The following is a 12,633-nucleotide window of genomic DNA, read 5'->3' as shown; positions in this document are numbered from 1 at the left end:
GGCGGTTCGGTCAGGCGGCGGCGTCGCGCGCGTTGGTCGCGACCCGGTAGAGGCTGGTGGTCGCGGCGATGTAGACGTCGGTGCCGTCCGGGCCGCCGAAGCACAGGTTGGCCGCGGTCTCCGGCAGCCGGATCGCCCCAAGCTGCCGGCCGGCCGGGTCGAACACGCCGACGCCGTAGCCGGTCGAGGTCCACAGGTTGCCGGCCGTGTCGACCCGGAGCCCGTCCGGCACCTTGTCCGCGATCGTGATCACGGTGCGCCCGTTCTTGCAGCGGCCGTCGACGAGGTCGTACGCGCGGATGTGGGCGTTGCCGATACCCGGATGGAGGCCGGTGCCCGAGCCGGAGGAGTCGGCGACGTAGATGATCTTCTCGTCCGGGGAGAAAGCGAGCCCGTTCGGGGCCTCCACGTCCATGATCACCGGGCGGGTCTCACCGGCCGTCTCGTCGTGCCGGAACACGTACTGATCACGGTACTCGCGCTCGCCGGGATGACCCTCCTCCGGGATGGTGATCCCGTACGCGGGGTCGGTGAACCAGATCGAGCCGTTCCGGGCGACGATCACGTCGTTCGGCGAGTTGAACCGGTGCCCGTTCCACTGCTCGACGATCGGGGTGACCTCGCCGTCATGATCACGTTCGACCCGGCGGCGGCCGTGCGAGCACTGGACCACCCTGCCCTGCCGGTCCAGCGTCCGCCCGTTGGTGAACTCGGCCGCCTCGGAGTAGATGATCGTCCGGCCGTCGTCGACGTGGAACTGCAGGATCCGGTTGTTCGGAATGTCACTCCAGCGAACGGCCCGCAGGTCAGGCAACCAGACCGGACCCTCGGACCAGATGGCGCCGGTCCAGAGGCGTTCGACTTCGGTGCCGGAGTCGATCAAGCCGGCCAGGCCCTCGACGACGGGGGCGGGGTTATCAGGCATGGCAGGAATTATCACCGGCCCGCCATGGCCCGCGGCGGGCGGGTGGACCAGAATGGCGGACATGGCTAACTCGACGGAATCGATCGTCATCATCGGAGCCTCGCTGGCCGGCGGCGCCGCGGCCGTAGCCCTGCGGGACGGCGGCTACCAGGGCGAGATCACCCTGCTGGGCACCGAGACCCACCGGCCGTACGAGCGACCACCGCTGTCCAAGGCCCTGCTGCTCGGCGACGCCGACGAGCCGGACTGGGTCGGCGAGGACGGGTTCTTCGACAGCGCCGTCACCTGGCTGCCGGGCACCACGGCGACGGCGATCGACACCGACCGGCACATCGTCGTCGCCGGCGCGGCGGAGTATCCGTACCAGAAGTTGATCATCGCCACCGGATCGACGCCGCGCCGGCTTGACCTGCCGGGCGGCGACCTGGCCGGCGTGCTGACGCTGCGTACGCTCGACGACGCCCTGGCCCTGCGGGAACGGTTCGCGGCCGGCGGTCCGATCGCGGTGATCGGAGCCGGCTGGATCGGGTGCGAGGTCGCCGCCGCGGCCCGGAAGCATGGTGCCGCCGTGACCATGATCGCGCCCGAGGAACAGCCGTTGGTCCGGGTGCTCGGCGAGCAGGTCGGTGCCGTGTTCGGCGACCTGCACCGCGAGCACGGGGTCGAGCTGCGGCTCGGCGCCTCGGTGCAGGGCTTCGAGGGTGACGGCTCGATCTCCGGGGTCCGGCTTGGCGACGGCACCGTCGTCCCGGCCCAGACCGTCGTCCTCGGTGTCGGCGCGGTGCCCAACGTCGCGCTGGCGGAGGCGGCCGGGCTGGACCTCGCCGACGGCGGTATCGCGGTCGACCCGACGTTGCGTACCTCGGAATTCGACGTCTACGCCATCGGCGACATCGCCGCTCATGATCATCCGCGCTATCCGGGCCGGGTCCGGGTCGAGCACTGGGCCAACGCGAAGGACCAGGGCGCGCATGTGGCCGCCAACGTCCTCGGCGCCGAGAAGCCTTATCAGGCAAGCCCGTACTTCTTCACCGATCAGTACGACCTCGGCTGCGAATACCGCGGCCTGGCCGATCCCGATCATGATCGACTGGTGGTCCGGGGCGACCTGGCCGGCCGGGAGTTCATCGCGTTCTGGGTCCGCGACGGTGTGGTGACCGCCGCCATGAACGTCAACGACTGGGATCACGGCGACGCCCTCGGCGCCCTGGTCGACTCCGGTCGCCAGGTGACCGACGACGAGTTGATCAACGGCGAGCTGGGATAGGGCGAGCGCTTTCCTGAACGGCCACCTGTCGGTCACCCGGTGGTCACCGGGCTGACCACCAGGCGTCGGACTGGCGTCGCACGGTGGTCCCATGGGGACTCGGGGGCCTTCGCGCCGCACTCTGATCAAGGCCGGACTGGCCACCGCGACGACGTCAGCGCTGGCGTTCTCGACGAAGGGTGCCGCAGCGGCACCCTCGCCGCGGCAGAACCCGTTCACGCTCGGCGTCGCCTCCGGTGACCCGTGGCCGACCAGTGTGATCTTGTGGACCAGGCTCGCGCTGAACCCGCTGGCCGACGACGGCCGCGGCGGGATGCCGGAGCGGGACTACGAGCTGGTCTGGCAGGTGGCGACCGACCCGGGCTTCCGCAAGGTGGTCAAGTCCGGGCGGGCGGTCGCACGGCCGGAGTTCGGCCACGCCGTGCACGTCGAGGCGACCGGGCTGCAGCCGGGCCGGGAATACTGGTACCGGTTCCGGCAGGGCAGCCACGTCTCCGGGCCGGGCCTGACCAGGACCGCGCCGGGGCGGGGCGAGTCGCCGGCTTCGCTCGCGATGTCGTTCGTGTCCTGCTCCCAGTACGAGCACGGCTGGTTCACCGCTTACCAGCGTCTGGCCGAGGACCAACCCGAGTTGATCTTGCACCTGGGCGACTACCAGTACGAGTACAAGGCCGGCGTCTACGTCGCGCCGACCGGCAACGTTCGTGATCATGCCGGGCCGGAGACCACCGACCTGGCGACCTATCGGCAGCGGCACGCGCAGTACAAGGCGGATCCCGATCTTCAGGCGGCGCACGCGATCGCGCCCTGGCTGGTGGTCTGGGACGATCATGAACTGGACAACAACTGGGCCGACGAGATGCCGGAGAAGCCGGCCGAGGCCGGCCCCGCGTACCTGGAACGGCGCGCCGCCGCGTTCCGGGCCTACTACGAGAACATGCCGCTGCGGCCGAGCTCGGCGCCCCAGGGGATCGATCTGCTGCTCTACCGCCGGATTCAGTGGGGCGACCTGGCCACGTTCCACATGCTCGACACCCGGCAGTACCGCGATGATCAAGGTTGCGGCGACGGCTACAAGACCGACTGCCCGGCCGCCGTCGACCCGGCCCGGACGATCACCGGCGACGAGCAGGAGGCCTGGCTGCTGGACGGCTTCCGGCAGTCGAAGGCGCGCTGGGACATCATCGGGCAGCAGGTCTTCTTCGCGTCTCGCGACAACAACGTCTCGCCGGACATCAAGACGGTCTCGATGGACGGCTGGGACGGCTATCAGGCCTCCCGGGAACGGATCACCCGCGGCTGGGTCGACGCCGGCGTCCGCAACCCGGTCGTCCTGACCGGCGACGTACACGCGCACTGGGCCTCCGATCTCAAGATCAACTACGACGACCCGGATGGCGAGGTGGTCGGGTCGGAACTGGTCTGCTCCTCGATCACCTCCGGCGGCGACGGAGCGGACTCGGCGACGCCGCACCCGTGGCTCGGCTGGAACCAGCACCTGAAGTTCCAGAACAACCTACGCGGCTACGTGAACACCACGATCACCGCCGACCAGCTGGACGCCGATTTCCGTTGCCTGCCGAAGGTTTCGGTCCCCGACCAGCCAGTGTTCACCCGGCGCTCGTACAAGATCGTCGACGGGGAACGCGGCCTGCAGCAGACCGCCGACAACCCGCCCGCCGCCCTCCGGACCACCGGTCGCGGCGCCGAGGAGATCACCCGGGAAACCGTGGCCTGGGAGACCGAACGCCCCTGAGTCGGGCCCAACGTTCCCTGAGCAAGGCGGAAGGGCGGACCACCTCTGGCCGGGCACTTCGACAGGCTCAGTGCGCGTCTTGACCTGGGCTGGTCGGTTCGCGTTGGATGAGGGCAGCCGAGGTGCGGGAGGGTGACCCGATGTCGCGTCCGATTCGTCTGATGGCTGTCCTGTCGTTGGCGGTGCTGGCGGCCTGCGCGCTGCCGGCGGGAGCCGAACAACAGAACGTTTTCCGGGCACCGCTGAACAACGGCGCCGATCCGTTCATGGTGGTGCACGACGGTGCGTACTACCTGATGACGACCCGGGGTGATCGGCTCACGATCAACACGGCGCCGAGCATCGCGCAGCTGCCGGCCGCCGAAGATCACGACGTCTGGATCGGGGCCGAGGACGACCCGAGCCGCAGCACGCAGATCTGGGCGCCCGCCCTGTACCAGTTCGACGGCGCCGACGGCCGGCCGCACTGGTACATCTACTACACGGCCAGTGACGGCGTCGACGCCAACCACCGGATGTATGTGCTGGAGTCGGAGGGCGACGATCCGCTGGGCCCGTACGCCTTCAAGGCCAAGATCGCCGACCAGGGCGAATACATGATCGACGGCGAGCCGATCGTGGTGAACGGCCGGCCGTACTTCACCTGGTCGATGAACGGACGCGGCCACGGCGGCGGGCCGCAGCAGGTCTACATCCAGAAGATGATCAATCCGTGGACGACGGACGGGCCGGTGGTCGAACTGCCGGTCGATGCCGGAATGTGTTCCGAGGTACGGGAGGGGCCGACCTCGATCGTGCACGGTGATCGGCTGTTCCTCACGTACTCCACCTGTGACACCGGCAAGCCCGACTACTCGCTGTATCTGATCTCCATCCCGACCGACGGCGACCCGATGGTGCCGGGCAACTGGACCACCTATCCGGACCCGATCCTGACCCGGAACGACGATGCCGGCGTGTACGGTCCCGGGCACCACTCGTTCTTCAAGAGCCCGGACGGCAGCCAGGACTGGATCGCCTACCACGCGAAGAACACCAGCGACTACACGTACGAGTGGCGCACCACGCGGGCACAGCAGGTGACCTGGAGCGACGCCGGGCTGCCGGTGATCGGCCCTCCGGCGGCGCTCGGCACCGATCTTCCCTTGCCGGCCGGGGATCCCGGACCGGGACCGCGCGCGATCAACGACACCGACACCGGGACCGGCGCCTTCCAGGTCGAGTACAGCGGGACCTGGTCGTCCGGCTCCGGTTGCGGGAATCAGTGCTACCGCGGCGATGATCACTGGAGCGGAGAGACCGACGCGACGGCGACGTTCCGGTTCACCGGGACCCAGCTGGCCCTGTTCAGCGTCCGCGACGTCGGCAACGGCATCGCCGCGATCTCCATCGACGGCGGCCCGGAGACCCGGCACGACTTCTACTCCTCGCCCCGGCAGGGCCAGGTGATGAACTACCGCACCCCGGAGCTGCCGCCCGGTGATCATGTGGTCACGGTCAGGGTCACCGGCGAGCGGCATCCCGAGTCGACCTCGGCCGTGATCAGCATCGACCGAGCCGAGGTCTGGTCCTGATCTCGGCCAGGTAACGATCAAGGTGAGGTCCGGCGCCGGGCAGGAACCGACCGCATACTGCTGGTCGGGGGGCGGTGGCGACGGTCGTGGGGACCGCCGACGGGGGCCTGCCGGGAATTGAGGGATTCATGCGGATCAAGCGCGCGCTCATCGGGCTGGCGGCCGCCTCGGCCCTGCTGGCCGGGACCACGGTGCTGCCGGCGGACGCGGCTCCGAAGCCGAAGTCGTACAAGAACTGCGCGGCATTGAACAAGGTCTATCCGCACGGCGTGGCCAAGAAGGGCGCCAAGGACAAGGTCAAGGGCAAGTCCAAGCCGGTCAAGAACTTCACCGTCAGCAGCAAGGTCTACAGCTACAACGACGGCAAGCCGAAGAAGTACAAGGGCGAGCGGGACCTTGATCGGGACAACGACGGCGTGGCCTGCGAGAAGCGCTGATCATCGGCGTTCCGTACACCAGGACCTGAACGGGGCCGGCGGCAGCGGCGTCGGTAGGCTGCGTGCTGCGTGAGTTCCGCGCAGATCGGGTCCGATGGTGGAGGAAGCGACGTGGTTTCGCTACGCAGTCAGGAGTGGTACGCCGGGCAGGATCGGGACGGCTACATCCACCGGGCCTGGATGCGCCGGGGGCTCCCGGTGGACGCGTTCGACGGCGAGAAGCCGCACATCGCGATCGCCAACACGGCGTCCGACCTGACCCCGTGCAACCTGCACCTCAACGAGGTCGCCAGCAGCGTTCGGGACGGCATCTTGGAGGCGGGCGGGGTGCCGCTCAACCTGCCGGTGGTGTCGCTCGGCGAGACGCTGGTCCGGCCGACCGCGATGCTCTGGCGCAACATGGCCGCGATGGCGATGGAGGAGATGTTCCGCGCCAACCCGATCGACGGGCTGGTGCTGCTCGGCGGCTGCGACAAGACGATCCCGTCACTCCTGATGGCGGCCGCGTCGGTCGACCTGCCGGCCGTCGTCGTGCCGGGCGGTCCAGCGCTGACCGGCACGTTCAAGGGCCGGCCGCTCGGCTGCGGCACCGATGTCTGGCGGCTCAGCGAGGACGTCCGCGCCGGCGTGATGTCCGCGCAGGAGTTCACCGACTCCGAGTCGGCCATGCTCCGGAGCAAGGGCCACTGCAACACGATGGGGACCGCCTCGACGATGGCGGTGGTGGCCGAGGCGCTCGGGATGACCATCCCCGGCGTCGCGGGCACCCCGGCGCCGGACGCGCGGCTGCTGGCGACGTCGCACGCGACCGGCAAGTTGATCATCGAGATGGTGCGCGAGGACCGCCGGCCGAGTGAGATTCTGACCAAGGCTGCGTTCCACAACGCGATCGTCGCGGTCGCCGGCGTCGGTGGCTCGACCAACGCCGTCGTGCATCTGCTGGCTCTGGCCGGTCGGCTCGGCGTTGACCTCACCCTGGCCGACTTCGACGAGATCGGCCAGCGGATCCCGCTGCTGGCCAACCTGCAGCCGTCCGGTACGCATCTGATGGACGACCTGTTCCGGGCCGGCGGCGTCCTCGCCGTGCTGGCCCAGCTCAAGGACCAGCTCCGGCCGGAGGCGATCACGGTCACCGGCAAGCCGCTGGTTGACTACCTCGGCGACCGGCCGATCTATGACGACGACGTGATCAAGCCGGTCACCGAGCCGGTTCTGGAGGACGCCGGAATCGCTGTCCTGCGTGGAAATCTGGCCCCGAACGGCGCGATCATCAAGCCGTCCGCCGCGTCGCCGGAGTTGCTCACTCACCGCGGCCCGGCCGTGGTCTTCCACAGCATCGAGGACCTGCACGCGCGACTCGACGACGAGGACCTGGTCATCACCCCGGATTCGATCATGGTGCTGCAGGGCTGTGGCCCGCGCGGCTACCCGGGCATGCCGGAGGTCGGCAACATGCCGCTGCCGCAGAAGCTGCTTCGCCAAGGGGTACGGGACATGGTGCGGATCAGCGACGCCCGGATGAGCGGCACCGCGTACGGCACGGTCGTGTTGCACGTGTCACCGGAGTCGGCGGCCGGTGGCCCGCTCGGCCTGGTCCGGGACGGCGATCTAATCTCGCTCGACGTACCGAACCGGACCCTGGTGCTCGAGGTCTCGGACGAGGAACTCGCCGCCCGCGCCGCGGCACCGGCCGACTCGTCAACCGCTGCGCCGACCCGCGGCTGGGAGAAGTTGTACGTCGACCACGTGATGCAGGCCGACACCGGCGCCGACCTGGACTTCCTGGTCGGCTCCAGCGGCGCCAAGGTCGGCCGCGAGTCTCACTGACCCGGCGACGGACCCGGTCAGGGTCACCCGGCGGAGGCGAGCAGGTTGCCCAGCAACTCGTGCCGGTTCTTGTCGCCCCAGGCCTCCAGCGGGCGGAGGGCGACGTCGAGTTCCCGGCCCAGCGGCGTCAGCGAATACTCGACCCGCGGCGGCACCTCGGCGTAGACCTCCCGGTGCACCACGCCGCTCGCTTCGAGCTGGCGCAGGTTGGCGGCGAGGACCTTCTCGCTGACGCCGGTCAGCAGTTTGCGGATCTGGCCGAAACGCTGTGGGCCGGCCGCCAGCACCCAGATCAGGTGCAACCGCCACTTACCGCCGACGACATCGATGGCGACGCTCATGCCGCAGACGTCGTGATCCGTGTCACTGCTCATGGTGCCAGTATCCCTCCTGACCTGATTTCGGACCTCGCGGTAAGTAACCCCACCTCGATGTGCGGTCTTCCCCGTTGCCTCGGCAGCCGCTGATCATGGAGCCCGATCCTGATCAACGTCTGAACGAGAAATGGAAGGGACACCCGATGTCCGAACAGAATGCGCGCTCCGTCGCCGTCATCGGCCTCGGCCCGATGGGGAAGGCCATGGTTCGGGCCTTCCTGGACGCGGGCGTGGAGGTGACGGTGTGGAATCGCAGCGAAGGCAAGATCACGGAGATGGTCGAGCTGGGCGCCAAGCGGGCCGGGTCGGTCGCGGAGGCGCTGGACGCCAACCTGGTCACGGTCCTCAGCCTCACCCACTATGCCGCCATGTACGACGTGCTGGGCCAGGCCACCGACCGGTTGGCGGGAAAGGTGATCGCGAACCTGTCGTCGGACTCCCCGGAGAAGGCGCGCCAAGGTGCCGCCTGGGTTCGTGATCATGGTGCGGAGTTCCTCTCCGGCGGCGTGATGTCGGCCGGGAACAACATCGTTCATCCGGCGTCGTACATCTTCTACAGCGGTCCGCGGGAGGTCTTCGACGCTCATGCCGAGCTGCTGCGCCCGCTCAGCCCGCAGGAGTACCTCGGCCCGGACGACGGCCTGGCCCAGGTCTTCTACCAAGCCCTGCTGACGATCTTCCACCCGTGGTTGCTGTCGTTCGACCAGGCGACCGCGGTGATCGAGCGCTCCGGCCAGAGCATCGCCCAGTTCGTCCCGTACGCCGTGCGGTCGGCCGCGGCCTTCCCGTACTTCATGGAGGAGTTCTCGGTCGCCAACCAGAACGGCGGTTGGGCGTCCCTGGCCGGGCTGAAGATGATGGAAGCGGGCGCGCAGCACGTGATCGACGCCAGTGAGGAGGTCGGCGTCGACGCGACGCTCTCGCACACGGCCCAAGGCTTCTGGCGCAAGGCCGTCGCCGCCAGCGAGGAGCGAGGCGAGCCGGTGTCGACCTACACCCTGATGATCAACTCCCCGCGAGAATGATCGCGCTGGTGTAGTAGTGGCCGGGCCCGGTCGGCTTCGGGACCACCACCTCGCTGCGCAGCGTCACGCCGGGCAGGTCGAACGCGCGGAGGGTGGTGGTCTCCTGATCTTCGGGGGAGCTGAGCACGTAGAGCGTCTGGTCCTTGATCGCGATCATGTCGAGGCCGCCGCCGACGTCGAACCGCTCCACCTTGCCGGTCCGGGTGTCGTAGCGCGAGACCCAGCGATACTCCGACCGGTCCCGGTACCCGGGGTTCATGAAGGTGTGGCCGATGTAGAGGTCTTCACCCGACTCGACCATGAGGTACGGAGCCGGTGAGCCAAGATCAACTCGTGAACGTCGCCCGGTCCTCAGGTCGATCACCCGCAGGTGGGTCCCCTCGCTGCCGTTGACGGTGGTCTCCGGATAGTAGAGGCGATCGTCGATGATCGCGCCGGCGTACGGCGAGCCATGCTCGGGAAACACGACCCGATCCAGCTCGACCAGCGAGTCCGCGTCGAGCGTGATCATCATCGTCCGGTCGTCCTCGAGACTGGCGCCCAGCGCATAGAGGCGGTCGCCGTGAACCAGCAGTTTGGTCGGGATCACGCCGGCCAGCGCGATCTCGGCCAGCACCGCCCGGTCCGCGTCGCGACGCCGGATCACACCCTCCCAGTTGAGCGTGTTCGTCGTGTAGACCTCCTGACCACGGGTCTCGATGCTCCAGACGCTGGACTCCTCGACGCCGTGACCGGTGACCGAGCAAACGCCGGTGTCGATGGTGATCAAGTGCCTCGGGCCGAAATAGGGCGAACCATCGGCGGCCATGATCGCGTCCTGACCGGACTGCTCCACGGCCGCAGTCGAGGCGGTCGAGAATCCGATGTACGGCAGGTTCTGGCGTTCGATCCGGCCGTCCCCGGTGACGTAGGCCAGCTGGCTGTACCAGCCACCCTCGGTCGACCAGAGCACCGCCGACTGCCAGCCGGCCGGGCAGGGCCCGCCGGCGGGAAGGCCGGGAACGACCCCGCACCCGGCAGCCAGGGTCAGCGCCAGGACACCGACGATCCACGGCAGCGGACGCCGCCTCCGGATGCCGTAACGCCTCATGATTCCTCCCGCGGTTCAACCATCCCGACGCACCCTGTACGGACAGAGTGCCCGATCGGTTGTCACCGCGACCGAACTTTCTCAGACTCGCCTGGGTACCGGTGAGTCGGACGGCCAGGGCAACCTGCCGTGCCCAGGCCCTGCCCTTGGGGCCTACTCGGGTCGACGGCGACCGGATCGATGATCGGAAGTGGTTGACCCGGGCGCCTGCCGGGTGCGAGGCTTGGAATTAGCAAACCGGGTTTCGCAATTCGTCACGGGAGCGTGCGTGTCAACCGAGGACCCCGCCGGCGCGGCCGTCCGCCAGGCCAATGCGGCGGCCTGCCTGACGGCACTGCGGGATCAGGCGCGGCCGTTGACGATCGCCGAGCTCGCCGTGGCGACCGGGCTGTCCCGCCCCACGGTCAACGCCGTGATCACGGACCTGCTCCGGAGCGGTCCGGTCCGGTCCGCCGGCCCCCGGCAGGCACCGGGTGCAGGCCGGCCGGCGCGGGCGTACGTCTTCGATCCGGAGGTCGGCCGGGTGGCCGGGATCGACGTCGGCGATCGCCGGGTCCGGGCCTGGGTAGCCGATCTGGCGGGCCGGCTGGTCGGGCTGGCCGAGACCAGGGTGCTGAGCGGGACCACCGGAGCCGGCCGGATCACCGCGATCCGGCAGTCGGTCCGGGACGCACTCGCCGACTCCGCGGCCGAGCCGGGCGCGCTGCGCGCCGTGGGCATCGGGGTGCCGGGCATCCTGGACGCCGCGGGCCGGGTGGCCCGCAGCCTCGCGGTGCCTGATCTGGTCGGACTCGACCTCGCCGCCCGGCTGGAACGGTCGCTCGGCTGCCCGGTGCTGGTGGAGAACGACATCAAGCTGGCCGCGCTGGCCGAGCAGCGGCTGCGCTCCGACGACGACGATCTGGTCTTCCTCCAGCTGGGGCACCGGATCTCGGCGGCGTTGATCATGAACGGGGCGATCCTGCAGGGCCGGCATCGGCTGGCGGGCGAGCTGGGCAGCCTGCGCGGGATGCGCTGGACCGAGTCGTCGGTCCGCGGCCGGCTGCGCTGGCGTACGGCACGGACGGGGCGGAAGGTGTTCGACCTGGCCCGGTCCGGTGATCAGCGGGCGGCCGCCGAGATCAAGGCCTTCTGCGCGGAGATCGCGCCCAAGATCGCCACCCTGGCCCTGACCGTCGACCCGTCGGTGATCATCATCGGCGGTGGGCTCTCCCAGGCCGGCGACACCTTGATCGAGCCGCTCACCGCGGCCATCCACCACGACCTGATGACCGACGACAAGCCGGCCGTCGCCGCCGCGCACCTGTCGACCGAGGGCACGCTCTGCGGTGCGCTCGGATCCGCTTTCGAATTCCGTTCGGCCGAGATCGTCGGTGTGCCGGGAGTGCCGGCACGCTGGAGTTCCTGGGCCGACCTCCCGACCACCCACCGAGAGAACACGAGGATGATCAGATGAAGTTCGGCTTCAGCTCCTACAGCTTCAACCAGAAACTCAGCAGCGGCGAGATGACCCTGTTCGACGTGATCGACTGGGTCGCCGAGAGCGAGGGCGAGCACCTCGAACTGGCCGCGATCTACCCGAACGCGGACGGCCCGGTGCCCAACGCCGACAGCGATCCCGGCTTCATCGACAAGATCGCCGAGCACGCCGCCACCCGCGGCGTGACCCTGTCCAACCTGGCCATCGGCGCCAGCTTCCTCGGCGACGAGACCGAGAACGCGGTCGAGGTGGAGCGGGTCAAGGCGCACGTCGATCTGGCCGAGCGGCTCGGCATCAAGCTGATGCGGCACGACGTGGTCCGGCATGCCGGCATCGAGGGCGACGACACCCCGGCCTTCGAGGAGGCCCTGCCCAAGATCGTCAAGGCCAGCAAGGAGATCGCCCAGTACGCAGCGACCAAGGGCATCACCACCAGCCTGGAGAACCACGGCTTCTTCGTCCAGTCCAGCGACCGGGTGCGCCGGATCGTGCACGCCGTCGACGAGCCCAACTTCAAGACCACGCTGGATGTCGGCAACTTCATCTGCGTCGACGAGGACTCGACGGTCGCGGTGCCGGCCAACCTTCCGTACGCGATGATCGTGCACTTCAAGGACTTCTACATCCGGCCGGCCGACCGCAACCCCGGCGAGGGCTGGTTCCGCAGCCGGGGCGGGAAGTACCTGCGCGGCGCGATCGTCGGCAACGGCGACCTGGACACCTGGAGCATCGCGAAGTCGATCAAGGAGTCGGGGTACGACGGCTATGCCTCGATCGAGTTCGAGGGCCACGAGGACTGCCTGATCGGCTGCGCTCGCGGCGTCGCCAACGCCAAGCGGATCTACGACGAAGCCTGACCCGGCAAGATCATCAGA

Annotated in this window: 11 protein-coding genes; 8 read left to right on the top strand and 3 right to left on the bottom strand. The window is 69.0% G+C overall.

Annotated elements, in window-relative coordinates:
- Positions 1-10 precede the first annotated feature (10 nt).
- Positions 11-925: an SMP-30/gluconolactonase/LRE family protein gene (locus BKA15_RS15405; protein WP_179752174.1), complete on the bottom strand. Its 915-nt coding sequence runs from the start codon at positions 923-925 to the stop codon at positions 11-13.
- A 61-nt stretch (positions 926-986) separates the two neighbouring features.
- Between BKA15_RS15405 and BKA15_RS15400 the strand changes: the two genes are divergently transcribed.
- From BKA15_RS15400 to BKA15_RS15380, 5 genes are all read left to right on the top strand, one after another.
- The gene (locus tag BKA15_RS15400) at positions 987-2,192 is read left to right on the top strand and encodes an NAD(P)/FAD-dependent oxidoreductase (protein ID WP_179752172.1); all 1,206 of its coding nucleotides are present in this window, start codon (positions 987-989) and stop codon (positions 2,190-2,192) included.
- 91 nt (positions 2,193-2,283) lie between these two features.
- Entirely contained in the window at positions 2,284-3,948 is a 1,665-nt protein-coding gene (locus BKA15_RS15395; RefSeq protein ID WP_179752171.1) for an alkaline phosphatase D family protein, read from the top strand.
- A 161-nt stretch (positions 3,949-4,109) separates the two neighbouring features.
- A complete protein-coding gene (locus BKA15_RS15390; protein WP_246322352.1) occupies positions 4,110-5,522 on the top strand; it encodes a glycoside hydrolase family 43 protein in 1,413 nt (470 codons plus the stop codon).
- Between the two features lie 128 nt (positions 5,523-5,650).
- A complete protein-coding gene (locus tag BKA15_RS15385) occupies positions 5,651-5,959 on the top strand; it encodes an excalibur calcium-binding domain-containing protein (RefSeq protein WP_179752167.1) in 309 nt (102 codons plus the stop codon).
- 111 nt (positions 5,960-6,070) lie between these two features.
- Positions 6,071-7,786: an IlvD/Edd family dehydratase gene (locus BKA15_RS15380; RefSeq protein ID WP_179752165.1), complete on the top strand. Its 1,716-nt coding sequence runs from the start codon at positions 6,071-6,073 to the stop codon at positions 7,784-7,786.
- Between the two features lie 23 nt (positions 7,787-7,809).
- Here BKA15_RS15380 and BKA15_RS15375 read toward each other — a convergent pair whose 3' ends face one another.
- On the bottom strand, positions 7,810-8,160 hold the full coding sequence (locus BKA15_RS15375; RefSeq protein WP_179752162.1) for a winged helix-turn-helix transcriptional regulator: 351 nt from the start codon (positions 8,158-8,160) through the stop codon (positions 7,810-7,812).
- Between the two features lie 146 nt (positions 8,161-8,306).
- Between BKA15_RS15375 and BKA15_RS15370 the strand changes: the two genes are divergently transcribed.
- Positions 8,307-9,188, top strand: a complete 882-nt coding sequence (locus tag BKA15_RS15370) for an NAD(P)-dependent oxidoreductase (protein ID WP_179752159.1) — start codon at positions 8,307-8,309, stop codon at positions 9,186-9,188.
- On the opposite strand, the gene BKA15_RS15365 is transcribed toward BKA15_RS15370, so the two are convergent.
- Entirely contained in the window at positions 9,169-10,278 is a 1,110-nt protein-coding gene (locus BKA15_RS15365; RefSeq protein WP_179752157.1) for a hypothetical protein, read from the bottom strand. The genes BKA15_RS15370 and BKA15_RS15365 overlap by 20 nt on opposite strands.
- Positions 10,279-10,546: 268 nt before the next feature.
- On the opposite strand from BKA15_RS15365, the gene BKA15_RS15360 reads away from it, so the two are divergent.
- Complete coding sequence (locus BKA15_RS15360; RefSeq protein WP_179752155.1) at positions 10,547-11,734, top strand: ROK family transcriptional regulator; 1,188 nt, start codon at positions 10,547-10,549, stop codon at positions 11,732-11,734.
- Entirely contained in the window at positions 11,731-12,615 is an 885-nt protein-coding gene (locus BKA15_RS15355) for a sugar phosphate isomerase/epimerase family protein (RefSeq protein WP_179752153.1), read from the top strand. The genes BKA15_RS15360 and BKA15_RS15355 overlap by 4 nt, the downstream gene beginning before the upstream one ends.
- Positions 12,616-12,633 lie beyond the last annotated feature (18 nt).

Source organism: Microlunatus parietis (assembly GCF_013407955.1).
GTDB lineage: Bacteria > Actinomycetota > Actinomycetes > Propionibacteriales > Propionibacteriaceae > Microlunatus > Microlunatus parietis.
Note: the sequence above shows the minus strand (reverse complement) of the source record. Positions and strands in the feature narration are given on the sequence as shown.

Bases quoted from the DNA above. Each gene is read 5' to 3' on its own strand.
- BKA15_RS15390 (WP_246322352.1), top strand. From the start codon at position 4,110: ATGGCTGTCCTGTCGTTGGCGGTGCTGGCGGCCTGCGCGCTGCCGGCG.
- BKA15_RS15370 (WP_179752159.1), top strand. From the start codon at position 8,307: ATGTCCGAACAGAATGCGCGCTCCGTCGCCGTCATCGGCCTCGGCCCG.
- BKA15_RS15385 (WP_179752167.1), top strand. From the start codon at position 5,651: ATGCGGATCAAGCGCGCGCTCATCGGGCTGGCGGCCGCCTCGGCCCTG.
- BKA15_RS15365 (WP_179752157.1), bottom strand. From the start codon at position 10,278: ATGAGGCGTTACGGCATCCGGAGGCGGCGTCCGCTGCCGTGGATCGTC.
- BKA15_RS15355 (WP_179752153.1), top strand. From the start codon at position 11,731: ATGAAGTTCGGCTTCAGCTCCTACAGCTTCAACCAGAAACTCAGCAGC.
- BKA15_RS15375 (WP_179752162.1), bottom strand. From the start codon at position 8,160: ATGAGCAGTGACACGGATCACGACGTCTGCGGCATGAGCGTCGCCATC.
- BKA15_RS15395 (WP_179752171.1), top strand. From the start codon at position 2,284: ATGGGGACTCGGGGGCCTTCGCGCCGCACTCTGATCAAGGCCGGACTG.
- BKA15_RS15405 (WP_179752174.1), bottom strand. From the start codon at position 925: ATGCCTGATAACCCCGCCCCCGTCGTCGAGGGCCTGGCCGGCTTGATC.
- BKA15_RS15400 (WP_179752172.1), top strand. From the start codon at position 987: ATGGCTAACTCGACGGAATCGATCGTCATCATCGGAGCCTCGCTGGCC.